Source organism: Pedobacter deserti, assembly GCF_024436415.1.
GTDB classification, from domain to species: Bacteria; Bacteroidota; Bacteroidia; order Sphingobacteriales; family Sphingobacteriaceae; genus Pedobacter; species Pedobacter faecalis.
In genome coordinates, this window is sequence record NZ_JAFMZQ010000001.1 from 2,588,541 (window position 1) to 2,612,308 (window position 23,768).

Sequence of the window (23,768 nt, forward strand, 5' to 3'; positions counted from 1 at the left end):
CATGAGAAAATATATTTTGCCTTCGTTGCGCTTAACGGCAGTCCTGATGGTGCTGCTGTGCGTTATCTATCCTTTGATCGTTGCATTTGCCGGAAGTTTTTCAGCCGGAAATGGTGGTGGGGAGAAAATCAGCAGAAATGGAAAGGTTGTCGGTTATGCCTTGCTGGGCCAATCTTTTAGTCGCCCCGAATACTTCTGGGGCAGACCCTCGGCAGTGGATTATAATGCTGCTGGATCTGGAGGATCGAACAAGGGACCCTCTAATGCGGACTATCTGAAACAGGTGTCGGACCGCGTGGATACGCTGCTGAAATACCATCCCGGCATCCAAAAGGCCGATATACCGGCAGAGATGGTCACCGCCTCGGGCAGTGGCCTGGATCCGGATATATCCCTGCAGGGGGCTAATATTCAGATCAAAAGGATCGCAGCAGCAAGGAATGTGGATGAGCGGGTGATCGCGCAATTGGTGGTGGCCCATACAGAAAAACCGGTGTTGGGTTTATTTGGCCCCACCTCTGTCAACGTGCTGAAGCTTAACCTTGCTTTGGACGATCTGAGTGATAAAACAAACTGATCTGCTATTCGGAACACATGAAAAACTTTTTAATATTAGCTGTACTGCTCACAATGGGATCGACTGTATCGGGTCAGGAGCCACAGAAAGTTAAGCTGAGTGCTTACCTGGAAACTTATTTCGGATACGATTTCGATAAACCGGCTGACAATAACCGGCCCGGCTTTGTCTATTCGCACAACAGGCATAACGAGGTTAACCTGAACCTCGGCTTTATCAAAGCCAGCTATGAAGATGGCCCGATCCGCGCAAATCTCGCTTTAATGGCGGGTACCTATACCAATGCTAATCTTGCGGCTGAACCTGATGTGCTGAAAAATTTGTTTGAGGCAAATGTTGGGGTTAGGCTGTCTACCAAGAGTAATCTCTGGCTTGATGCCGGGATATTTTCGTCGCATATCGGGTTTGAGAGTGCGGTTTCAAAAGACTGCTGGGTGCTGACCAGGAATATTTCTTCGGAGAACACGCCTTATTATGAGTCGGGCGCAAAACTGACTTACGGCAGCGACGACGGAAGATTTACCGCCGCAGTACTGTACCTGAACGGATGGCAAAGAATAACGAGGCAGAACGGGAACAGCAGGCCAGCAGGCGGACTGCAACTGACCTGGAAGCCGGCACCCGCGATCACGGTCAACTATAGCAACTACCTGGGTACGGAAGGGGCTGATTCAGTTCGTGTAACCCGTTTCTATCACAATGTGTATGGTATATTTTCTGTGACGGAAAAGCTTGGCCTGACGCTGGGCTTTGACTACGGAACCCAGCAGCGGGTAAAGGGAAGCGATGACAAACATGAGGTATTGTCGCCAGTAATTATTGCCAGATACGCGCTCGCACCCAAATGGGCTATGGCCGGAAGGTTGGAGTATTATGAAGACAGGAATGGAATGTTGATAGTCGCAAATACCCCTGAGGGTTTCAAGACCACAGGATATTCGTTGAATGTAGATTATTCACCCGTAAGTAATGCTGTTGTGCGGCTGGAAGGGAAGATGTACAAGAACGATGGGGTACTTACGGCAAGCCTCGCTGTAGCCTTTTGATATGGTGAAGGGATGATAGACATGACGACAGGATCGCGGCGCGGAAAGTTTAAGGTATATATTGGCATGAGTGCCGGCGTGGGAAAAACGTATCGTATGCTCCAGGAAGCGCACGCGTTGCTGAAGCGAGGCATCGACATTCAGATCGGCTATATCGAAACGCATGGGCGACCGGAAACACATGCGCTTCTGGACGGCATCCCGGTAGTACCCAGACGGAAGATCTTTTATAAGGGCAAGTCGCTGGAAGAAATGGATGTGCAGGCGATACTCAACCTGCACCCGGAGGTGGTCATTGTAGACGAATTGGCCCATACCAATATAGATGGTAGTAAAAACAGCAAAAGGTGGCAGGACGTAGCCGATCTTCTGGACGCTGGGATCAATGTCATATCGGCGGTCAATATTCAGCATCTGGAGAGCATGAACGAGGAAGTGGAGACCATCACCGGAATTCCGGTGACGGAGCGGATTCCCGATAAAATCCTGGAGCGTGCAGACGAAATTGTGAATATTGACCTTACGGCCGAGGAACTGATAGAGCGCCTGAAAACCGGAAAGATCTATGAGGAAAGCAAGATAAAGCGTGCACTCGAAAACTTCTTTCAGCCTGAGCGCATCCTGCAGTTGCGGGAGCTTGCCCTGAAAGAGGTGGCGCACCACCTGATGCGCAAGATTGACCTTGAAGTGCCAAAGCAGCTTAAGCTGCGCCCGGAAAAGTTTTTGGCCTGTATTTCGACCAACCATGAAACGGCCAAAGTTGTTATCCGCAAGACTGCACGGCTGGCCTCTTACTATCGCTCGCCCTGGATTGTGCTGTATGTGCAGCGAAGTAATGAGCAGGGCGACCGGATAAAACTGGACCTGCAGCGGCATCTGATCAACAATTTTAAACTGGCAATTGAGCTGGGCGCGGAGGTGCTGAAGATAAAAAGTGAGGATGTAACGGAGACCATCACCAGAATAGCGGCTGAAAAGGAGGTGACAACGATCTGTATCGGGAAGCCGCACCTTAATTTGTTTCAGGTGATTTTGAGGACTGCAATATTCAACCGACTTTTAAAAAATATTTCGGAAACGGAAACTGATCTGGTTATCCTTTCTTAATATGGACAGACAATGAAAATAAAAACTAAACTTCGCCTGGGATTCGGATTCCTGTTCCTCGTGGTGATCTTCTTTGGTGCGGTGTCGCTGCACTATATGAATAAGATTTCAGTAAGCGCAAGGGTGATCCTGAAAGACAATTACGAGAGCTTACGGTATGCCCGGGAGATCAGAAGTATACTGGATGACAATGACCTGCCGCTTTCCGCCGCAGCGGTTGAGAAGCTTAAGATGCAGCTTGAACTGGAGCAGCAAAACATCACAGAGCCGGGTGAAGCTAAAGCCGTAGCAGACCTTTCTGGCGCCTTCACGGCGCTTACCCGCCCCGGGGCTGTGCAGTCGGCCCAAAGATCAGCACTTCGCCAGATGCACCTGCAATTGAGGACAATTGAGGAGTTGAATATGCAGGCCATTGTGCGGAAAAACGAGGCCGCCCGGCAGAGCGTGGAAAAGGCCGCTACTTATTTGATCTTTGCGGCATCTATTTGCTTTATCGTATTGTTTTCCTTCAGTGTCAACTTTCCGGGCTTTGTGGCTAATCCGCTCCGCGAGTTTTCGGAGGCGATTAAGGCCATAGGCCGCAAGAATTACAAACAGCGTTTAGAGTTTAAGGGAAACGATGAGTTTGCGGAGCTGGCCGAGGAGTTTAATGCTATGACGGCACAGTTGAACAGGTGGGAAAACAGCAATCTTGCCAAGCTGCAATCGGAGAAGCTGAGGATCGAAGCAATTATTGGTCAGATGCGGGACGCTATTATCGGTTTGAATGAGAAAAAAGAGATCCTGTTCCTGAACAAGGTAGCCGGACAGCTACTGAATTTGGACGGGCGGGACCTTACTGGTGCAGATGCCCTTGAGCTGATGAAAAAGAATGACCTGTTGAGCAGCGTGATACAGGCTGCTGATGATACGAAGCCGATGAAGATCTATGCTGACGGCAAGGAATCATATTTTAAGCTGGAGCGACGTGAGATTCTGGTACCCATGACCGGCGAACCATCGGAAAATGCCATCAGCGCATCACTTAAAACAGCAGGGGAGGTGTATGTGCTTAAAAACGTGACGGAGTATAAGGAACTTGACGAGGCGAAAACGAACTTTATCGCTACGGTTTCGCATGAGCTTAAAACGCCGATTTCATCTATCAAGATGAGCGTGAAACTGCTCGACGACGAACGCGTTGGCGGGATGAACCCCGAACAGCGACAGCTGGTGCAACATATCAAAGAAGATTGTGGTCGCCTGCTGAAGATTACCAGTGAACTGCTTGACCTCTCGCAGGTTGAAACAGGCAATCTGCAGCTTAATCTGGTTAGGTCGGACCCCAGGAAGGTGGCCATCTATGCGATGGATACGGTTCGCTTGCAAGCCGAGCAAAAGGAAATCGAGCTGGAGCTGATTGGCCGGAACGATCTGCCGAAAGTTAATATGGATACAGAGAAAACGGCTTGGGTGCTAGTTAACTTTCTCTCTAATGCGCTCCGTTACAGTGTACCGAAATCGAGGGTTGTGGTGCAGGTGATTCAGCATGGTACAGATATCGAGTTTTCTGTACGTGATTTTGGTAAGGGGATTGACGAGCAGTATCAGAAACGCTTGTTTGACCGGTATTTTCAGGTGCCCACTGATGGCAGCAACAAATCTGGTTCGGGCCTGGGCCTGGCGATTTCAAAAGATTTCATAGAGGCTGAAGGGGGAAAGATATGGGTGGAAAGCGCCATTGGTGAAGGAAGCAGGTTTTGTTTCCTGCTTCCTGTAGCTGAGTGATTAGCATCCTGGAGATTACTTGCTGCCCGTTTTTTGTTTATATTTACCGCATGAGGAAGTATCCAATTGGCTTACAGGATTTCGGAGAAGTAATATCAGGCGATTATCTTTACATTGACAAAACTGAACCGATCTTTAATCTGATTAGTTCAGGGAAGTACTATTTCCTGAGCCGTCCAAGGCGTTTTGGTAAATCTCTTCTTTTGTCGACCATTAAGCAGATCTTTAAAGGGAATACATCTTTGTTTGATGGGCTTTGGATACATGACCAATGGGATTGGAGGCAGAAGCATCCGGTAATCCATCTGAAACTAAGCAGTATCAACTACCAAAAACTGGGATTATATGCGGCGCTTAGTAAAGAAATGGATGCACAGGCAAAAGCACAAGGCGTTGTACTTGAAGAACAAGATCTAAAAGACAAATTTAAAGAGCTTATTGAAAAATCCTCAGTTAACGGAAATGTTGTGATCCTTATCGACGAATACGACAAACCCGTTATTGACTACCTCGAAGACCTTGACACCGCTGAAGAGAACCGTTCTGTATTTAAGGCGTTTTATTCGGTATTAAAAGATGCAGATGAATATATCAGGTTATTGCTCATTACCGGGGTTAGCCGTTTTACTAAAATCAGTATTTTTTCTGATTTGAACAATCTTCGTGATATCTCTCTGGCGCCTGAATTTAGCACTTTGGTAGGAATTACCCAGGCGCAGGTGGAAGAGAACTTTAGTGCTGAAATAGCGGAGATGAAGGAAACAGAGCCAAATATTGTTGAAAAGATCAGGGAGTGGTATAACGGATATTCGTGGAATGGAGTGGACAGGGTTTATAATCCCTTTTCCTTGCTCAATTTTATGGCGGACCGGACATTCAGCAATTACTGGTTTGAAACCGGGACGCCGACATTTCTGATAAAGCAGATCAGGGAACAACAGGATTATAACTTTGATAAAATACGCGTTGGCAAAAGTACATTGGGTAAGTTCGATATAAAGAATTTGCTATCAATCCCCTTGTTATTTCAAACCGGGTATTTGACAGTGAAGTCATACGACAGCGAATTTGATGCCTACGAACTGGGTTATCCGAACAAAGAGGTCGAGGCCAGTCTGCTTGATAATCTACTCAGTGCTTATCGGGAAGTCTACCCGGCAGATTCCCAGGAATTTACCTACGACCTGGTGACTGCTCTCCGTACAAATAATATCAATGGAATGATTGAGCAGTTAAACGTGCTGATCTCTACAATTCCATACGACCATTGGCGGGCGGAGAGTGAATCTATATTTCATATTATCTTACACCTGGCTTTCAAAAGGATCGGGATGAATGTGCACAGTGAAGTACATAGCGCTAAAGGCCGTTGTGACATATTAATTCTTACCAACGATTTTATTTACGTGCTGGAATTGAAACTGGAAGGCAGTGCAGAGGCTGCGTTAGAGCAAATCATCCATAAGGGCTATTTGGATGCCTACAAAGCCGATCCCAGGAAGAAAACCGCAATAGGCATCAACTTCTCATCGGAGAGAAGGGCTGTGCAGGATTTTAAAGTTCAGCAACTTTAGCTTTCTGCGATTTGACTCAATTTATTTGAGGAAGCAGGTTTTGTTTCCTGCTTCCTGTAGCCGAGTGATTAAGCGGTTTCACGTGCTGCTTTCGCAGCAGCGACCATGTTTTCGAGCGCAGCTTTTGTCTCCGGCCATTTGCGGGTTTTCAGGCCGCAATCTGGATTTACCCATAGGTTTTCTGCGGGCAGTAACTCTGCTGCTTTTCTGAGCAGCGAAAGCATTTCATCCTTAGCAGGAACCCTCGGTGAGTGGATATCGTACACGCCGGGACCAATCTCATTGGGGTATTTAAAATGGCTAAAGGCCTGCAGAAGTTCCATTTGCGAGCGTGAAGTTTCGATGGTGATGACGTCTGCATCCATGGCCGCAATATGTTCGATGATGTCGTTGAACTCGCTGTAACACATGTGCGTATGGATTTGTGTTTGGTCGGCAACCCCGCTTGCGGTGAGCCGGAAGGCGTTGACTGCCCATTGCAGGTAATCGTGGCGCCTGGCTTTACGAAGCGGTAGTCCTTCGCGGATTGCGGCCTCATCGATCTGGATGATGCTGATGCCTGCTTGTTCGAGTGCGAGCACCTCATCGCGGATCGCGAGGGCGATCTGATTGGTGGTGGTGTTACGCGGCTGATCGTTGCGCACGAAGGACCATTGCAGGATGGTGACCGGCCCGGTGAGCATGCCTTTCATCAGCTGTTTGGTTTGTTGGGCGGCGAACTTGGTCCACCGAACCGTCATATCCCGCGGTCTGCTTACGTCGCCATAAATGACCGGCGGCTTTACACAGCGGCTGCCGTAACTCTGCACCCAGCCATTTTTCGTAAGTAAGAATCCGTCGAGCTGCTCACCGAAGTACTCGACCATGTCGTTGCGCTCAAATTCGCCGTGCACCAACACATCAAAGCCGATTTCCTCCTGCCAGCGGATGGCCTGGATTGTGGCCTGTTCGATCTGCTCTTCGTATTGCCGGGATGTAAGTTCGCCTTTTTTGAATCGGGCACGCAACTGACGGATATCGTCTGTTTGCGGAAAAGAGCCGATGGTAGTGGTAGGAAAAAGCGGGAGCCTGAAACGCTCTCGGTGCAATTGCTGTCGCACCGCAAAGGCACTTTGACGATTAGAATCGGCATCCGTTATGGCGAGGACGCGGTTTTTTACAGCTTGTTTGTGAACCTTTTCGGAAATTCTTCTGCTGTCGAGCGCTTGCTTGTTCTCTTCCAGCAATGTGATGTTTCCCTCGATGATCTTTCTGAGTTCAGCGATCTCATTCAGCTTCTGTTTGGCGAAGGCCATCCAGTTTTTGATCTCCGGGTCTATGGTGGTCTCCAGTTCCAGATCGATGGGACAATGCAGCAGCGAGCAGGACGGCGCAATGATGATGCGCTTGCTGCCGAGCTTACCGGCTGCCCTATTAATAAGCTCCAGGGATCTGGCGTAATCGTTTTTCCAGACGTTGCGGCCGTCTACTATACCGATAGACAGCTGCATGCGCGCCGGGATCAATTCGAGAATTTCATCGAGCTGTTCGGGCGCACGTACCAGGTCGACATGCAACGCAGCCACCGGCAGGTTGACTGCCAGTGTCGTGTTATCGAGCAAAGCCTCGAAGTAAGTCGCCACCAGCAGTTTAACACCGCCCGTCTGCTTAGCGATAGTACGGTAAGCAAACTCGAATGCCTGTTTTTCCTTATCGGACAGGTCGAGCACCAGGCAAGGCTCATCCAGTTGTATCCATTTGGCGCCCTGCTGTTTGAGTCGGTTGATGATCTCAATATATACGGGTACCAGCGACTTGATGAGATCGATACGCTCGAATGTGCCTGCCCCTGATGCTTCATGCGTTTTCTCTTTTCCCAGCAAGAGATAGCTAACCGGTCCGACAAGCACAGGTTTGGCTTTGTCGCCCAGCAACTTCTTTGCGGCGTTTAGTTCACCGAATACCTTTTCAGAAAAGATCCGGAACTGCTGTCGGGCGGTAAATTCGGGCACCAGGTAATGATAATTGGTATCCAGCCACTTGGTCATTTCCATGGCTGTGATGTCTAGTCCGTCCTTTTGATAGCCGCGGGCCATGGCAAAGTACAGATCGAGTTCGGTATTCGTTTTTACCTGCGACAGAACGGGGGAGTAGCGCTCAGGAATAGACCCCAAGAGCAGGCTCATATCGAGCATCTGATCATAAAAACTGAAATCATTGCAGGGGATAAGGTCAATGTTTGCATCGAGCTGTACCTGCCAGTTTTCTTCACGGATGTGGCGTGCGACTGTGTTTAATTCTTTCTGGTCGATCTTTCCCGACCAGTATTGCTCACAGGCCTTTTTTAATTGTCGCTGGCCCCCTATACGCGGGTAGCCGAGATTTTGCGTTAGCATATTTTGTAGATTATTGTTCGACACAAAGCTATATTGTCAGTATATTGCACTGAAATTTTAAAAATATTCAGTTAAAAAGAAGACATTATAAGGCTGTTATAGGATAATAATCTATCTAATAGTCTTTGAAGCCGTGTAAACAGAAAAATATTCTATGGACGAATTGTTAGACGAAACAGATCTAAAGCTTTTAAGGCTCCTGGGCGAAGATTCCAAGATTACCACAAAGGACCTGGCCACAAAGGTAAATCTCTCGCCATCGCCGGTTTTTGAAAGGGTGAAGCGACTTGAGACTAAGGGCTTCATTAAAAAGTATATCGCCTTAATTGATGCGGAAAAGCTGGATTATGGCCTGATCGTTTTCTGCAACATCAGGCTAAAGCAGCATGACAAGAGCATTGGCCACGATTTTGTTTCGGAGATTATGAAACTTAATGAGGTGGTTGAGTGCTATAATATATCTGGTGATTTTGATTTTCTTTTAAAAGTACTGGCAAAGGATATGAAGCACTATCAGGATTTTGTGTTCAACAAACTCGGTTCGGTTAAGAGCATCGGAAGTACGCACAGCACCTTTGTGATGTGCGAGAATAAGAATACGTATAATATTAATTTTTGAGATCGCGAATTCTATTTATAAAACAGGTAGTATCGGTAATGATTATACTATATATACCCGTGATCCGGTCAAGCTCATCAGATAAATCGCTGGCAGAGTAGTTTTATTAAAGAAACACCATAATCACTAAGTAGCTCGGCAAAGGTACGTTTACTCAATCGAGCCATATCAGCAGCTTGACCGAGAGAAAGCTTTCCGGATTCATAAAATTGGGCTGCTATAAACCTCACGGTCTCATTTGATGGTAGGTTTATTCGATCAATAAAAACTCCTCTAAATTCTCCGGTGTGATTACCAACGTTTTTAAAACTTTGTAATTTTCTGTAAAGGTCTGCGGAAATTTAGCTTTAACTTTCTTGTTCCATTTGAATTCATAAGCGTACAAGCCTTCGCTGTCCTCTTCTATTAAATCAATTTCCTGTTGCTGAGTCGTCCGCCAAAAGTATTGATCGACATCTATGCTATGATAGCGAAGGGATTTGATCCTTTCTGCCATCAGATAATTTTCCCAAAGGGCACCTACGTCAGTTCTTGATCCCAGGGGTTTAAAGTTGTTTATGATTGCATTGCGGATACCGCAGTCATAGAAATAGACCTTCTTGCCCTTTTTTATTTCATTTCGGACGTTGCGACTGAAAGCGGGTAAACGGAATACAACATAAGTCTTTTCCAGCAAGTCGATGTATTTGTTAACCGTTTTTGCGTCAGTACCTACAGTTTGCGACAATTCCTGATAATTGATCTCACTACCAACCTGAAGCGCCAGTGCTTTTAACAGCTTCTCCAAAATTAAGGGTCTTTTCACCTGTTCGAGCATCAGCAAATCTTTATACAGGTAGCTACTGGCTAGTAGCTTTAAAAGCTCCACTTCTTCACCCGCTTTAGTAACAATCTCGGGGTAACATCCGTAAATCATCCTGTGCTCTAACAATCGCTTTTCATTGATTAATCCATTTTGCCGAACGAGCTCTTCAAAACTCAACGGATAAAGCATATACTCATACTTTCTTCCGGTTAGCGGTTCGTTAACCTGACTAGAAAGTTCAAATGCTGACGATCCTGTTGCAATCACCTGCACATCTTTAATCTGGTCGGTAAAAAGTTTAAGCGTTAAGCCTATATTAGGAATTCGCTGTGCTTCATCTATGAACAGCATCTTTTGGTTCCCAATGACTGCTTTTAACTTTGTAGCTGTTGTATTGGTTAAAATATCCCTTACGTCCGAGTCATCACCATTTAAATAAAGGTGTGTCTTGTCTTGCAGGATGGATTCCACCAACGTGGATTTACCTGACTGCCTTGGCCCAAATATCAATATTGCCTTTCCTCTGAATAACCTATTCTCTATGGTTCCTTTTAAGCTTCTAGTAATCATCTTGGCATTGAATGCTTTAATATTATGCTAATATAGGATTTAAATCCTGTATTATTATGTTATTGTGTTTGTCGCTATTTATACCGCAAGAAATCGCAGTTAAAAGAATCAAGTTTGTAGGAGGTGCTTTAACTTTCTCTGTTTCCAGTCTTCTTAGTTAGAATGCCGCCAATTTATTTTAAATCTTACAGATAGCTGCGCAAGAATATTTTTCAGACACATGGTTGTTTTAATACCACTTACCGTTTCTATACCAAATTGCGGAATTTCCGTTAACAACATTCGGGAAAATGTAATTAAATTGATAGAAACATTAGTGGTATGCTCGAAAAGGAATTTTATATCTCTGAACTAGTTACGGCACGGCTGGATGGGACGATTACAGAAAGCCAGCAGCAGGAGCTGGATGCCTGGATTAATGCATCGGCGGCAAACAGGGATTTTTATGAGCACTTAACGGACGAGGATTACTTCAAAGCAGAATTTAAAAAGTTTAGGGATATTGAGACCGGTAAGACCTGGAAGCTGGTTGAAGCCGGTTTGAAGCAACGACCATTTAGCAGAATATGGCAGGCTGCCGGTATCGCAGCGGCGCTTACTGCCATTGTGTTTGGCATTTGGTTCTTTAATTACAAACCAAGTTCTAATGCAGCCGAAAATATTTCACCTGGCAGAAATGGCGCCACGATTACGATGGCCAACGGCCAGGTAATAAAATTGGATGGAGATAAGGAAGGTGTGATTGTAGGTGCGGACCTGACGTACGATGACGGAACTTCCGTTTTGCCTCTAGACAAAGTAGCGAAGACTCCCGGACAAAAGGCAGAGCTGCTGACTGCCGCAACCGGCAATGGTCAGACCTATGCCTTTACCTTAGCGGATGGAACAAAAGTGTGGTTGAATGCAGCATCGCAAATAACCTTTCCAGACGATTTTAAAGACAAAAAACGACGAGAAATTATACTCAAAGGTGAGGCATACTTTGAAGTTTTTAAGAACAAGAATCAACCTTTTGTAGTAGTTTCCATAAATTTGGATAATAGCCGGAACCAGGAGGTTGAAGTGCTCGGCACACATTTCAATATTAACAGCTATGAGGACGAAGCGGATATAAGAACTACGCTGATTGAAGGCAGCGTAATGGTGAGCATTACGGGAAGGACAAACGCTATATTAAAACCTGGCGAGCAGGCCATAACCAATGATGGAAGGCTAAGCGTGACGACAGCTGATTTAAGAACTGCGACTGCATGGAAAGATGGCTACTTCCGCTTTGCTAAAACCGATCTGCGTACACTGATGCGCCAGATATCCAGGTGGTACGACATTGAAGTGGTATATGAAGGAACGGTGGCCAACGACCGTTTTAGCGGGGTGATAAGCCGGCAATCGACCCTGGCCGATATGCTTGCCATATTGAAGACCGGCGATGTGCAGTTCAAGGTAGAAAGCAGTCAGGGAAAGAAACGCCTCATTGTAACAGACTAAACAAAAACCAACATACCTAACCAGCATGGTTGAACCACAAAACTTAAAAACATGAAAAGAATGAAGCAATAGCTACCACCACAGAAAGGGAAGTTCTGGAAAAAGAACCGCCCCGGAGTCGCATTCCGGAGCGGAAAAAAGTCTGAGCTTAAATCCCGTCGCGATTAAACAACAAGACTATTTAAACCCAAACAGTAACAAATTTATGCAAATTAATTTATGCAGGAAATTGCCTGTATATAAGGCATTTTTCTCGCCCAAAAACATTCTCAGAATGAAAATAACGGCCATACTGTTATTTGCCTTTTGTATGCAGCTTAGCGCGACCGTACGATCGCAAATAACCCTATCTGAAAAGGATGCCCCGCTTACACAAATCCTGGAGAAAATACAGGAACAAAGCGGCTATAATCTCTTTTATAAAGACAAGCTGATTAACGACAACAAACTGAACATTAAACTGAATAATGTTAGCCTTGAACAGGCATTGAACGAGGTTTTCAGACAACAAAACCTGACGTTTGAACTGGTGAAGAATACCATCGTGGTAAAAAGGAGGGAGGAGAATTTTCTTGACAGGCTGGTAGAGGCGTTAAAGCCGCCTATTGACGTAAAGGGTACCGTTTATGATGAAAAGGGCGTACCTATCCCAGGTGTTACGATTAAGGTGAAGGGAACAAACAAATATACGACAACCGATGACAGCGGTGTCTTTTATTTGCCGGGAACGGACGACCGGGCCAGTATTCAAATTAGTTATGTAGGTTATAAAACACAGGAACTGCCTGCTTCGGCTAATTTTAGTAACATTAGGCTGGAAATGGGTACCAGCGAGCTTGATGAGGTGGTGGTAGCGTACGGCAGAACGACTCAACAGGCTTTGACCGGGTCGGTGACCGTAGTAAGAGGGGAACAAATACAGAACTTGCCAAACAGAAGCTTTGACAAGAGTTTGCAAGGACTGGTACCGGGACTGCAAATTACCAACGGCACCGGACAGCCGGGGGGAAACACGGCAAACCTCGTTTTAAGAGGTATTGCTACCGGAGCAGACCTGAGCCAGGGATCGATTGCCGGAAGTCCACTTTTTGTGATAGATGGCACACCGGTTACGAATCAAACCTTTCAGGCTAACCCCGCGAGGGTCACGCAAATTACGAATCCGCTTGCACAGATAAACCCATCCGATATCGAGTCAATTTCTGTACTGAAAGATGCTTCTGCCATTGCGCTATATGGTGCCAGAGCAGGTAACGGGGTGATTTTGGTAACAACCAAAAAGGGGAAGGCTGGTAAGACTATTTTTAACTTCCGGTCGCAACTGGATTTTGCCAGCCGAATGGATGGCAAAACGGAAGTGCTCAACCAACAGGATTATCTTAGTCTCCTTTATCAAACATATAAGAATACAAACGCTGCCAACTGGACGGACGAGAAAATCCTTGCCGACTTGAAGGCCAAATTCCCGGTGCGTTCCGATGGTACTTTTTATCCGGCGCCTGACTGGGATGATGCAGTATACGAGCGGGCCGCGTATACGACGAGCAATGAGATATCTATGTCGGGCGGGAGCCACAGGAATACTTACTACGTAAACCTGGAGTATTCAAGTCAGAATGGAGCGGTAAAAAATACAGGTTATGACCGACAGTCACTCCGGATAAATCTGGAAAATAGGCCGGCTGACTTCTTTAAACTGGGGCTTAATTCTACTTTCTCGTATAATTCACAAGACTTTTCAAACGCTTTTTCGGGTACGGACGGGTTTGCCTTGTCAAAAATCATATCGCCGCTTAATCCTGTACGATCGGAGAATGGCCAGTATATTCTGGTTTATCCGTTTGGCTTGACAAGCCAGGCAGTTAACCCGGCGGCGCAAAGCGAATATAATATCAACAACAACACAGCGTACAGGGGCTTGGCCAGCATTAACGGTGAACTGACGTTGTTCAAATCGCTTACGCTGAAAAGCCTCCTGGGCGTTGATTTTATGCTGGCCGAATCAAAATTTAAAAATAGTCCGGTGTTCTTAGCAGCTTCCCCTTCGACCTTACCACCTAGTATTCGTGAACGGGATGTAAAGCGAAGCAGCATTATTAACTCAAATACGTTAACATATAACAAGGTACTTTCAGACATTCACGCCGTTACTTTGCTAGTTGGGGGAGAGTCTCAAATGACTAACCAGAAAGACTTGGGCGCGGAGGTCATAGGCACGAAGGGAACGCTCGATTTCTATGATCAATTGAGTAGTCCCGGATATACCCAAAATGCATATGCAGGTTATGCAACGCGGCAAACGCAACTTTCTTGGTTCGCACAGGCGAATTATGGTTTTGACAGTAAATATTATTTTACCGGAAGTATCAGAGGCGATGGATCTTCCCGGTTTGGAGATGACCAGCGCTGGGGCACCTTCTGGTCGGCCGGCCTTGGCTGGATACTGTCTAACGAAACTTTCCTAAAAGACAGGGATCGCTGGTTGAGCTATCTCAAAATCAGGGGTAGCATAGGCGCTGCTGGTAACGCCTCGGCCATCGATGCTTACACAAGGTTTGATCGAATTGGAATTGCCTATTTCGATGGCAGCCAGGCGTTGCTTCCATCATCTACCCCCGGAAACCCAGACATTCAGTGGGAGGCGACTACGACCTGGGATATCGGTCTCGAGTCAAGATTTCTCCATAACAGGATTTCGCTTACCATGGATTACTATCAGAGAAATACCAGGGATCTGATTTTTCCGATGAACCTTTCATCGTTCGCTGGTTATCCTTCTGTGCCGGGAAATATCGGGAATATCAGAAACGAGGGGTTGGAGATCCAAATGAACACAAGTATCCTGAAGGGTAAATCTCTGAGCTGGGATCTGGGAGGCAACTGGAGTAGGAATGAAAATATCCTGATTAAGGCGAACGTGCCGATAGCACAGATTTTGACAGGGAATATTGGCCGCGAGGAGGGGCGGAACTTCAACGCTTTCTATATACCGGTTTGGGCGGGGGTTGATCAGCAGACCGGACGTCCTCAATGGCTGAAAGCAGATGGTACGATTACCAATACTTACGCTCAGGGAGCGAGACAGTTTGTTGGCAAGCCACAACCTGACGGTTTTGGCAGCATTATCAATACGTTACGGTATCGCGATTTGCAACTCTCGGTGTCGCTATATTATCAGTACGGTTCTAAGATCTTTGACAACGCTTCGAGGACTATTTATCTGAATGACGGACGGTCGCCCTATGTTAACCAATCTGTTCAGGCAATGAATTACTGGCAAAAATCAGGGGATACCTCGCCGAATCCGAGACGACTACTGAACAATACGGACAGGGGTAATGAACCTTCTACGCGGTATTTGTTTAGCGGCGATTACCTGAGAATTCAGAATGTCGTATTGGATTATGGCCTGCCGGACAAGCTGATTTCCCGTGCGAGACTTCAATCTGCCAGGGTCTATTTGCAGGGGAATAACCTGGCTGTTTTTACGAAATACAAAGGGGCCGATCCCGACAATACCGATATTCTGGGTAATAATGGTTTTGCCTATCCAAATGCAAGGGTATTTTCCATCGGCTTAAACGCAAGGTTTTAATACAAACGAATCATATGAGAACAAAATTAATGATACAGATTTTCCTTCTGACTACGATGGCATCTTGTCTGCTTTCCTGCAAAAAGGATTATTTAAATGAGGTAAACGACAACAGCACGCTAATTAGGCAGGACTACGTGGTTGACCTGAAGACAACGAGTGAATTTGCTCTGGGCATATATATAAAATTGAGTCTGAACCTTGATGCCAGCCTGATCTACCCGGATCTTGCTGCAGATAACCTTAAGCCAATTGGGAACAGTCCGCTTTCTGCGCTGTACAAATGGCAGCAGCAGCCAGACGAAAGCTCAAGTTCTGGCGTGAGGCCTGAAACAGGTAACCTTAACGGGGTGTCCTACAATGCTTACGGGGCGATAAGAAGCTGCAATTTTGTTATTGAGAAGGCCAATGAGTTTGAGAAAGAAAACCCCGCGTTGGCTGCCTCTTTGTTGGGACAGGCCTATGGATTGCGGGCTTTCCTGCATCTTTTTTTAGTGAACTACTTCGCTCAGCAAGTTAACTTCACCTCCGACGGCTCGCATAGGGGCATTGCATATATTACATCTTCCAAGTGGACTGACCAAGGCACGAGATTACCGGTAAAAGAGGTGTACCGGCTGGCAATACAGGATCTGGACCGGGCCTTGGCATTGCCGATTTCGCCAACGAAGCCGATCTATTTTACCAAAACTGCCGCTCTGGCACTGCTTGCGCGGGCTTATTTGAATACAGGGCAGTTGCAGAATGCTATTTCGAGAAGCAGGGAAGTAATCGCGGTTAAACCCCTGATGCTAGCAGGGTATCCGAATAATCTGTTCACCTCAAATGATACAGAGGCTATATTTTCATCGCCGCCAGCCGCTGCCGGTGCAAATTACTCGGTGCTTTTCCCGTCCTTCTATTTCAGGGAGTTTATATCTTTCGAAGCTACTGCAGATATCGCGGACTTGCTAACTGAAAGCGCTACGGATAAGCGTAGTGTCTGGGTAAATAAAACCGCCGTCGGCGGATGGAATGTCGTAAAGTTTCCTCAAAATGCGTTTACTTCTGATGATTTTCCCTCCAATTTATATTACGTTCCTTTAATACGCAGTTCTGAAATGTATCTCATTGCCGCTGAATCGTATGCAAAGTTGAACCGGCCTGACAGCGCCGTGTTTTTCCTGGATCAGGTAAGGCAGCGGGCAGATGTAAATGCAGGTGCAACTACGGTAATGGGCGCTGAGCTGTTGAACGCGGTGTACAAGGAAAGACGGAAAGAGCTGGCCTTTGAAGGGTTCAGAATGTTTGACTTGATGAGGTGGAAATTGCCGGTAAAAAGGGAGGATGCTGTGGCCGGTTCCCCAAAGGAATTGTCTTATCCTAATGATAAGGCGATAGCGCCCATTCCATTGTTGGACGTTAAATCATCAGGGTTGGACCAAAACGACGGATATTAGTATGAACAAGATCATCTTTGTTCTTTTGTTCGCTTTCGCTTGTAACTCCGTTGTATTGGCTGCTGGGCGAAAATTGCCGCCGCGTTTTACCATTAAAGTTAGAGAGGGCCTGCGTAGTCCAGACTCGTTAAGCTATCAAAGTGCTTCATACTTTTATCCCGAAGATCTGAGGCTCACTGGAATTGTGGTGCCGGGCGGAAAGGAGTTTAGATTTAAGCAGCAGAAGGCCGTGCTGATCAATCTGGGAAGAATTATACCAAAACTCCAGGTACGGCCGCTTTTTGGATGGGTATTGCTGGAACTTAATGATGACATTACAGCCGAAATTGATCGTGATTCGGTTCGCTTCTATGGCAAGGGGGCTGAGAAACTACTCCTTCTGGAAGATTATGTTTCGCGGCTAAGCACATTGGCGATGCCCCTGAACAAGCGATCAAGTGTAGTTGTTGACATGCGAGATTTTAAGGAGTGGAATACGCATTTGGATCGTCAGGAGCAACTTGTTGAGACTGTTATAAACAAGTGGCGTGGAAAGATAAGTCCGTTCGCTTTAGCATATATAAAAGCGCAACTTATCTCTAGATTCGAGTATGAGCGCATTTTGAGGTTTGGAATTGTTCGCGCAAAGAGAGAAACGTACAACCTGAGCAGCGACGAACTCGTGCGGATCTTTGACCAGACAACGTCAGGACTGCACAGTAGGTGGCTTATCAATTATTCTGGTGCAACGCAGGCGAATTATGTTTACTTTGAGTATGCAAGGCAATCGACACTTAGAAAGTATCACTTTGACCTGAAACATGATAGTCTGACCGGAACCAATGAGTTGATTTCCTACTACAATAGATCGAAACATTTATTTAAAGGAAACGCGCTCGCGAACTGCCTCACATTTTTGATTACTTCGAGAGGTATCAAGGAACTGACCTTCAAAAAAGGCTATGTAGAGGAGTTCGAGCATTTACTTGCGAGATATTATAGCGATATCTCAGATTTCCTGGACCACGTTCGGCATGTGAAGGAATATGACCTGAAATATCACCGGTTTTTATCGGGCATCGGGCAGAAAGGGTTCAATTTCAGTCTGACAGACCTTAACGGTGATAGACAATCTAAAGAGGGCTATGCAGGGCGTTTGCTTCTTCTTAATTTTTGGAATCCGGACAATCCGAAGAGTACGCAGACCGCTAAAATGCTTGTGCATGTTGCCCGGCAGGTTAGGGATTCCTGCAGACTCGTAGTTGCGAACATTTCTTCCGAGAAGGACAAAAACAAATGGCGGGCGTTAATTAGACAGAACGGTTTGAACGACCTAACCAACCTGTACACCGATGGAAAAGGAGAAAATGATCCTGCATTTAAAGGCTACGGGGTGTTGGGGTACCCGAGAACCATATTGCTGGATGAATCCGGAAAGTCTGTGTTCAACGCTAACAACGCCTACGCCCTTGATATGCATTCGGGACCATTGTTTCCTGACCCCCTTAAAGATAATGGTGAAAAGTTAGTTGCTGCGATCAGGTTGCAACTTGCACGGCTTACGGACGGACCATATGTTTTCGCCGTTGGTAACAAAAAAACTGCTTTCTGGGTAGCTCCTGACGCGGTTAGAGACAGCGTGGCAGACGACTTCGCTGTTGGCACCGATAGACCTGGCAAAAAATTTACTGTGGCATTACAGCGTTCAATTAATATTCCCACTTCCGAGACGGCGCCTGGTTCAAAAATATTCGCACTTTCCGATATCGAAGGCAATTTTGAGAAATTCCGCATGCTGTTGCAAAACAATAAAATCATTGATACGGGTTATAACTGGACATTTGGCAATGGGCACCTGGTGTTTTCGGGCGATATGTTTGACCGCGGAAAGCAGGTGACTGAGTGTTTATGGCTGATTTACTCTTTAGAAGAAAAAGCGAAGGCTTCCGGTGGTCAAGTGCATTTTATATTGGGGAACCATGAGATCATGAACCTGCAGGGCGACCATCGCTATGCTGATGAGAAGTACCAAAGGAGTGCAGAAAAATTGGGCAAAACGCTCACGGAACTTTACGGTGAGAACACCGAACTTGGAAGGTGGTTAAGATCGAAAAACATCGTTGAAAAGATTGGCGACCTGCTGTTCGTGCATGGTGGATTGTCGCCGCAGATCAGCGCATCGTCTATGACGGTTTCGGATATGAACCAATTGGCCAGGCCCTACTATGCAGATGAGCGACCTGACTACGGTGATGCAAATACTAATCTGGTGATGAGCCAGACTTATGGGCCGTTCTGGTATCGTGGTTACTACGGTCCAAAGGTAAATACCGGGGCTGCAGTGGATAGTATTCTTGCCAAATACAAGGCAAAGCATATTGTAACGGGTCATACTATTGTAGCTGATACAATAAGCGTGTTGTATGATAACAAGGTGATCAATACGGATGTGCCGCATGCTAAAGATTATTCCGAAGCCCTATTAGTAGAGGGGAAGAACTTCTACCGCGTGACTTATAAGGGTGAAAAGTTCCTGCTGTTTAAGGAAGACTGATTGCCTACGTGCGTGGTCTAAGGGCTGCGCACGTTTTTTTAATGAACTAACCAAATATTAAATAAACGCTAACTGATCATGCCTAAACGCAAACTCACCAACATGTTGGGTGCTATGCATCCAATGAGTAAACAATTACGCTCTCTTCTGGAAGATGACAATACGCTTCGAAAGCAGGTAATTAAGAAGGGCGACAAGATTTTGATGCCTAAGATGATGGCTGATGAGGCGCATTATATTGCTTCGGGTGCTTTTAAGGGGTATTATATGAATGAGGAGAATGAGCCGGAGACTTTCTATATATGGACGCTAAATGATATTATGCTTTTGCCGGAGGAGTTTTTTGCGGGGCTCCAGAACCAGACGGTGCACATTGTTGCTTTGGATGATTCGGAGATTTATACGATTACCAAGGCGCAGATGGATGTGATTTACAGTAAGTATCCGGAGGCTATGGTTTATACGAATATGATCCGGAACGAGATGCACCGCTGGCGGATGCTGCATACGGCGATCCTGATGAAGAGGCCTAATTTACGTTATGATTTGTTTTACTCGTGGTTTCATCGTTTATGGCTGCTGAACTTGCCCGACAGGGAGATCAGGTGGTTCTTGGGGATCTGCCAGAAGACGCTTACGACGGGTAAGAGGGAGTTGGTGCTGAGGGATAGGGGGAGGAGGTGATGGTTGATGTGAAAGATTTTACTATTTTTGAGTACAAATACTTTTCAAAAATGAGACCAGCAATAATAGATAGGCTACTGGAGAACATGGATAATATGCATGAAATGGGTAGGCAACGTGCGTTTGAGTTGGGTAAACCTTTTTATGGGCTTTATAGAGAAGATGGTGGCTATTACAGAAAGGAACTTCCTACCGGCGAAAAGTATTTGGTGAATGTGGAGATCGTCTATGACGAGAATGAAATGCCGGTTCAAATAAAAGATACCGTGATAAAGAAACTTACTGAATAGTGGATTCCAGAAAGTTAATTTTCGTCGTAGGCTGTAATGCGGCCGGAAAGTCTACTTTTATACGCTCCCGAATAAATGACCTTGCTTGTTCTGAGTAAAGAAATCTGTTGAACGGAGCATATTTCGCCGCAAACAGTTTGTAGCGTTTTTTGTGTTGGGCTCGTTTTTCTAATAAATTAACAACCTATGGCCTTTCAGATCAGAAACCTGTTTTTAGTTTTATGTCTGGCGACTGCTTTTGTTGCCTGTAAGGAAGATTTTACCGGAGATTGTAATAAAACCTGCACGAAACAATATGTGTATATTTTGGTAAGCTTTAAAACGGCGGCGGGTGCAACAGCAGAGATTAAGAATTATCAGGCTATAAATCTGAGAACGGGCAAGGTCTTGATGGAAGGTGATGAAGCGCGTATGGATATTTGGGGTGCCTATATCGTTGCCGGCGACAGTCAGTTGGACTTACTTTCTGAAAACGGTGACATGGTAGAAGTCCGGGCGACTAGCGTAGCTGCTGAGGAAACTGCGACAGCAACTTTTAAGATCAAAGGTGGGAGGTGTAATTGCCATGTAGAGAAGGTGATTGGCCCCAAGGAGATCGTATTTTCACCATAAATCGACAACGCTATTGTTCTTTCTGTGAAACGATTTTGAGCTTAAAACGTTTCTTTTGCGAAACGTTTTTGTATTTTTGATGTATTGATCATGCAATGGATATACTGACACAAAGGTTTCGCCTGCTATTGGGCTCATCTGACATTAAGTTTAAAAGGGGGTTAAGTTATAAGATTAACTGGAACGCTAGAGGCGTATGCATCGAAGGTGCGCGTGGCACTGGTAAGTCGACGATGATGTTGCAATACATTAAACAGAACTTGCCATTAGACCAGACGTTATATGTTTCGCTGGATGACTTGTATTTTCGGCAAAATAACTTGGTTGAAGTGGCCGAGCGTTTTTACGGATTAGGGGGCAGGCATCTCTTTCTGGATGAAGTGCACAAGTATGCTGACTGGCAGACGGCTGTGAAGAACATTTATGATTTTTTGCCGGAGATGAAACTGGTAATCTCGGGCTCTTCTATTTTGGCTTTACAGCAGTCAAGAGCAGACTTAAGCAGGAGGATGCTTAACTATCATTTACCGGAGTTGTCGCTTAGGGAGTATCTTTCGTTGAAGCACTTGACGGAGATGCCGATTTATGGTTTTGAGGAGATATTGAATAACCATGCGGATATTGCGGAGGAACTTCTTAAGATTATCGCTTCCCCATTAAAATCGCTTAATGATTATTTCACTTATGGAGCATATCCGTTTTTTTTAGAGGGAGAGTCGGACTATTTTATGCGTATCAATCAGTTGATAAACGTTATTATAGATTATGATTTGCCGGAGGCAAAGGCGCTAGAGGTTGCTACGCTGGCGAAACTCAAGAAATTGATGTACGTCCTCTCGACCGCTGTGCCGTTTACTCCAAATATTTCAAAGCTGGCGGAGCAGGTAGATACTTCGAGAGTCCGACTTTTAGAGATGCTTCATATTTTGGAACAGGCTCAGTTGATTCATAATTTACGCTCGGCCTCTTATGGAACGAGCCTGATGAATAAACCTGAAAAGATTTATTTGCATAATACAAGCCTCATTGCTGCCCTTGCTGAAGGGAAGCCAGATATTGGTAATATGAGGGAGACTTTTTTTCTTTCGCAGGTGCAGAATTCGGGTGCAGTGGTAACATATCCTAAAGCCGGGGATTTTATGGTAAACGGGAAGTATCTGATGGAAATAGGAGGCATAAACAAAAAAGGCAAGCAGATAAGGGGGCATGAAAAGGCTTATATAGTGGCAGACGATCTGGAATATGGTTTCGGCAACAAAATACCGCTATGGCTGTTTGGGTTTTTATATTGATTTTTCGGCAATAGTGGTTGTAGCGTTTTTTGTGTTGGGCTCGTTTTTCTAATAAAATAACAACCTATGGCCTTTCAGATCAGAAACCTGTTTTTAGTTTTATGTTTGGCGACTGCTTTTGTTGCCTGTAAGGAAGATCTTGCTGCAGATTGTGAAGCGAATAAGATTTGCACCGAACAATATGTGAGCATCGTGGTGCGGTTTGAAAGCGAAACGGGCGCGGCGGTGAATGTTGCGAATTATACCGCTAAAAACTTAAGAACGGGCAAAGTGCTGATGGAAGGTGAAGATGCACGTACGGATGTTACCGGCACTTATGTAGTCACTGCCGACAATCAGTTAAAGTTATTTTCTGAAAGTGGCGACGAGGTTGAGGTTAGTGGCACCAACGTGGCTAATGGCGACACGAAGACGGCAATTTTCAAAATAAAAGGAGGCAAGTGCAATTGCCATGTCGAGAAGATCAGCGGCCCTGAGAAAATAGTGCTCAGCGACTAACTGGAGATTGCAGACTGCTGGCCAGATGGCATCATTTAAAGTTCGCCTCTAATTTTGCGTATTTGTTCTAGAGCCAATACATCTAACTGATCCTTAGGACGATTTACGGTCTTTTTGTTTTCTATGAGCTGATTGATGTGAAGAAAAGGCACAGTTACATCTTCAATGTCGGCGATCGACGCCATGTCTAAACATTCTTGAAAAGTATATCCTTCTAAACCTTTCATTTCAATCAGAATATCAAGTCTAAGGCCATTGTTTAGACGAAAGTCGGTCCATCCGGGTACAAATTGCATATTATCAATCATAGGATAGTCCCCCATGCCACATTTAACAAAAGCCTGACGCAGCGCTCTTCTGTTGTCTACGCTATCCTGCAGCCAAAGATCCAAATCTCCTGTGAACCTTTGGTATCCGTGCAAGTTGGTGGCATATCCACCGACCATAATATACGCAACCCCACATTCTTGTAGAGCTCTCCAGAACTTTAAAATCTCTTCATCAAAAATATCCACGGACTATTTGCTAACAAAAGGTTTGTGAGAAATAGTCGCTTTACTCAACGTCTGATGAATCTTGTAAAGACGGGTAGCCATTTCGAAACGTTCTTTGTAGCTGCGCTTCAAACCTTCCTTAAGAAGCTCTAATTCGGCTTGCTCGAATGATTGCTTACTTTTTTTCATTATAGTTCTCTTAGAAACCAATCAAATTTATGCAAAAATCCTAACGGGAACAAACTTGTAGGCATAAAGATCTACATTGCAAGAATTGTGGTGTTTTTACCATAATTTATTGCTCTAAATCATTCTTTTTCAAAACATTGGCAGCGGTAGCTTTGGTGTTACCATTTGGTGCCTGAGTAGCTTGGGTGTGCCTCCAGGAGGTGGCCGTAGCGAA

The 23,768-nt window shown here is 45.5% G+C and carries 20 protein-coding genes; 15 read left to right on the forward strand and 5 right to left on the reverse strand.

The window, feature by feature from the left end; translation table 11 throughout:
• Nucleotide 1: 1 nt before the first annotated feature.
• The 5 genes from J3P40_RS11780 to J3P40_RS11800 are packed head-to-tail and all read left to right on the forward strand — an operon-like array spanning nucleotide 2 to nucleotide 6,071.
• Nucleotides 2–577 carry a K(+)-transporting ATPase subunit C gene (locus J3P40_RS11780; RefSeq protein WP_256005840.1) on the forward strand — a complete coding sequence of 192 codons (576 nt, stop codon included), beginning with the start codon at nucleotides 2–4 and terminating at the stop codon, nucleotides 575–577.
• 17 nt (nucleotides 578–594) lie between these two features.
• On the forward strand, nucleotides 595–1,623 hold the full coding sequence (locus J3P40_RS11785; protein WP_256005842.1) for a porin: 1,029 nt from the start codon (nucleotides 595–597) through the stop codon (nucleotides 1,621–1,623).
• Between the two features lie 12 nt (nucleotides 1,624–1,635).
• A complete protein-coding gene (locus J3P40_RS11790) occupies nucleotides 1,636–2,730 on the forward strand; it encodes a sensor protein KdpD (protein ID WP_370687714.1) in 1,095 nt (364 codons plus the stop codon).
• A 12-nt stretch (nucleotides 2,731–2,742) separates the two neighbouring features.
• Nucleotides 2,743–4,497, forward strand: a complete 1,755-nt coding sequence (locus tag J3P40_RS11795) for a HAMP domain-containing sensor histidine kinase (RefSeq protein WP_256005848.1) — start codon at nucleotides 2,743–2,745, stop codon at nucleotides 4,495–4,497.
• 50 nt (nucleotides 4,498–4,547) lie between these two features.
• On the forward strand, nucleotides 4,548–6,071 hold the full coding sequence (locus J3P40_RS11800; RefSeq protein ID WP_256005850.1) for a PD-(D/E)XK nuclease domain-containing ATP-binding protein: 1,524 nt from the start codon (nucleotides 4,548–4,550) through the stop codon (nucleotides 6,069–6,071).
• A 68-nt stretch (nucleotides 6,072–6,139) separates the two neighbouring features.
• Here J3P40_RS11800 and metE read toward each other — a convergent pair whose 3' ends face one another.
• The gene (gene metE, locus J3P40_RS11805) at nucleotides 6,140–8,446 is read right to left on the reverse strand and encodes a 5-methyltetrahydropteroyltriglutamate--homocysteine S-methyltransferase (RefSeq protein WP_256005852.1); all 2,307 of its coding nucleotides are present in this window, start codon (nucleotides 8,444–8,446) and stop codon (nucleotides 6,140–6,142) included.
• Nucleotides 8,447–8,600: 154 nt separating this feature from the next.
• Here metE and J3P40_RS11810 point away from each other — a divergent pair, with 154 nt between their 5' ends.
• On the forward strand, nucleotides 8,601–9,065 hold the full coding sequence (locus tag J3P40_RS11810) for an Lrp/AsnC family transcriptional regulator (protein WP_256005854.1): 465 nt from the start codon (nucleotides 8,601–8,603) through the stop codon (nucleotides 9,063–9,065).
• 77 nt (nucleotides 9,066–9,142) lie between these two features.
• Here J3P40_RS11810 and J3P40_RS11815 read toward each other — a convergent pair whose 3' ends face one another.
• Together J3P40_RS11815 and J3P40_RS11820 are read right to left on the reverse strand one after the other, a co-directional pair.
• Nucleotides 9,143–9,295, reverse strand: coding sequence for a UPF0175 family protein (locus tag J3P40_RS11815; RefSeq protein ID WP_256005855.1), 153 nt, complete (start codon nucleotides 9,293–9,295; stop codon nucleotides 9,143–9,145).
• A gap of 20 nt (nucleotides 9,296–9,315) precedes the next feature.
• Nucleotides 9,316–10,440 carry an ATP-binding protein gene (locus tag J3P40_RS11820; protein ID WP_256005856.1) on the reverse strand — a complete coding sequence of 375 codons (1,125 nt, stop codon included), beginning with the start codon at nucleotides 10,438–10,440 and terminating at the stop codon, nucleotides 9,316–9,318.
• 321 nt (nucleotides 10,441–10,761) lie between these two features.
• Here J3P40_RS11820 and J3P40_RS11825 point away from each other — a divergent pair, with 321 nt between their 5' ends.
• The 9 genes from J3P40_RS11825 to J3P40_RS11865 all read left to right on the forward strand — a co-directional run bounded on the left by J3P40_RS11825 (nucleotide 10,762) and on the right by J3P40_RS11865 (nucleotide 22,871).
• A complete protein-coding gene (locus J3P40_RS11825) occupies nucleotides 10,762–11,928 on the forward strand; it encodes a FecR family protein (protein ID WP_256005857.1) in 1,167 nt (388 codons plus the stop codon).
• 274 nt (nucleotides 11,929–12,202) lie between these two features.
• On the forward strand, nucleotides 12,203–15,523 hold the full coding sequence (locus J3P40_RS11830; protein ID WP_256005858.1) for a SusC/RagA family TonB-linked outer membrane protein: 3,321 nt from the start codon (nucleotides 12,203–12,205) through the stop codon (nucleotides 15,521–15,523).
• A 14-nt stretch (nucleotides 15,524–15,537) separates the two neighbouring features.
• Nucleotides 15,538–16,962, forward strand: coding sequence for a RagB/SusD family nutrient uptake outer membrane protein (locus tag J3P40_RS11835; RefSeq protein ID WP_256005859.1), 1,425 nt, complete (start codon nucleotides 15,538–15,540; stop codon nucleotides 16,960–16,962).
• A 1-nt stretch (nucleotide 16,963) separates the two neighbouring features.
• Nucleotides 16,964–19,495 (forward strand): metallophosphoesterase, encoded by a 2,532-nt coding sequence (locus tag J3P40_RS11840; RefSeq protein ID WP_256005860.1) that lies wholly within the window; start codon nucleotides 16,964–16,966, stop codon nucleotides 19,493–19,495.
• Nucleotides 19,496–19,573: 78 nt separating this feature from the next.
• Nucleotides 19,574–20,179 (forward strand): Crp/Fnr family transcriptional regulator, encoded by a 606-nt coding sequence (locus J3P40_RS11845; protein ID WP_256005861.1) that lies wholly within the window; start codon nucleotides 19,574–19,576, stop codon nucleotides 20,177–20,179.
• 50 nt (nucleotides 20,180–20,229) lie between these two features.
• A complete protein-coding gene (locus J3P40_RS11850; protein ID WP_256005862.1) occupies nucleotides 20,230–20,469 on the forward strand; it encodes a hypothetical protein in 240 nt (79 codons plus the stop codon).
• Between the two features lie 186 nt (nucleotides 20,470–20,655).
• Complete coding sequence (locus J3P40_RS11855; protein ID WP_256005863.1) at nucleotides 20,656–21,081, forward strand: hypothetical protein; 426 nt, start codon at nucleotides 20,656–20,658, stop codon at nucleotides 21,079–21,081.
• A 95-nt stretch (nucleotides 21,082–21,176) separates the two neighbouring features.
• Nucleotides 21,177–22,373 (forward strand): ATP-binding protein, encoded by a 1,197-nt coding sequence (locus J3P40_RS11860; protein WP_256005864.1) that lies wholly within the window; start codon nucleotides 21,177–21,179, stop codon nucleotides 22,371–22,373.
• A gap of 66 nt (nucleotides 22,374–22,439) precedes the next feature.
• A complete protein-coding gene (locus J3P40_RS11865; RefSeq protein WP_256005865.1) occupies nucleotides 22,440–22,871 on the forward strand; it encodes a hypothetical protein in 432 nt (143 codons plus the stop codon).
• A 35-nt stretch (nucleotides 22,872–22,906) separates the two neighbouring features.
• On the opposite strand, the gene J3P40_RS11870 is transcribed toward J3P40_RS11865, so the two are convergent.
• Entirely contained in the window at nucleotides 22,907–23,386 is a 480-nt protein-coding gene (locus tag J3P40_RS11870) for a hypothetical protein (protein ID WP_256005866.1), read from the reverse strand.
• A gap of 3 nt (nucleotides 23,387–23,389) precedes the next feature.
• Nucleotides 23,390–23,554 (reverse strand): hypothetical protein, encoded by a 165-nt coding sequence (locus J3P40_RS11875; RefSeq protein ID WP_256005867.1) that lies wholly within the window; start codon nucleotides 23,552–23,554, stop codon nucleotides 23,390–23,392.
• Between the last annotated feature and the right edge of the window lie 214 nt (nucleotides 23,555–23,768).

Bases quoted from the DNA above. Each gene is read 5' to 3' on its own strand.
- J3P40_RS11780 (WP_256005840.1), top strand. From the start codon at position 2: ATGAGAAAATATATTTTGCCTTCGTTGCGCTTAACGGCAGTCCTGATG.
- J3P40_RS11785 (WP_256005842.1), top strand. From the start codon at position 595: ATGAAAAACTTTTTAATATTAGCTGTACTGCTCACAATGGGATCGACT.
- J3P40_RS11790 (WP_370687714.1), top strand. From the start codon at position 1,636: ATGATAGACATGACGACAGGATCGCGGCGCGGAAAGTTTAAGGTATAT.
- J3P40_RS11795 (WP_256005848.1), top strand. From the start codon at position 2,743: ATGAAAATAAAAACTAAACTTCGCCTGGGATTCGGATTCCTGTTCCTC.
- J3P40_RS11800 (WP_256005850.1), top strand. From the start codon at position 4,548: ATGAGGAAGTATCCAATTGGCTTACAGGATTTCGGAGAAGTAATATCA.
- metE (WP_256005852.1), bottom strand. From the start codon at position 8,446: ATGCTAACGCAAAATCTCGGCTACCCGCGTATAGGGGGCCAGCGACAA.
- J3P40_RS11810 (WP_256005854.1), top strand. From the start codon at position 8,601: ATGGACGAATTGTTAGACGAAACAGATCTAAAGCTTTTAAGGCTCCTG.
- J3P40_RS11820 (WP_256005856.1), bottom strand. From the start codon at position 10,440: ATGATTACTAGAAGCTTAAAAGGAACCATAGAGAATAGGTTATTCAGA.
- J3P40_RS11825 (WP_256005857.1), top strand. From the start codon at position 10,762: ATGCTCGAAAAGGAATTTTATATCTCTGAACTAGTTACGGCACGGCTG.
- J3P40_RS11830 (WP_256005858.1), top strand. From the start codon at position 12,203: ATGAAAATAACGGCCATACTGTTATTTGCCTTTTGTATGCAGCTTAGC.
- J3P40_RS11835 (WP_256005859.1), top strand. From the start codon at position 15,538: ATGAGAACAAAATTAATGATACAGATTTTCCTTCTGACTACGATGGCA.
- J3P40_RS11840 (WP_256005860.1), top strand. From the start codon at position 16,964: ATGAACAAGATCATCTTTGTTCTTTTGTTCGCTTTCGCTTGTAACTCC.
- J3P40_RS11845 (WP_256005861.1), top strand. From the start codon at position 19,574: ATGCCTAAACGCAAACTCACCAACATGTTGGGTGCTATGCATCCAATG.
- J3P40_RS11850 (WP_256005862.1), top strand. From the start codon at position 20,230: ATGAGACCAGCAATAATAGATAGGCTACTGGAGAACATGGATAATATG.
- J3P40_RS11855 (WP_256005863.1), top strand. From the start codon at position 20,656: ATGGCCTTTCAGATCAGAAACCTGTTTTTAGTTTTATGTCTGGCGACT.
- J3P40_RS11860 (WP_256005864.1), top strand. From the start codon at position 21,177: ATGGATATACTGACACAAAGGTTTCGCCTGCTATTGGGCTCATCTGAC.
- J3P40_RS11865 (WP_256005865.1), top strand. From the start codon at position 22,440: ATGGCCTTTCAGATCAGAAACCTGTTTTTAGTTTTATGTTTGGCGACT.
- J3P40_RS11875 (WP_256005867.1), bottom strand. From the start codon at position 23,554: ATGAAAAAAAGTAAGCAATCATTCGAGCAAGCCGAATTAGAGCTTCTT.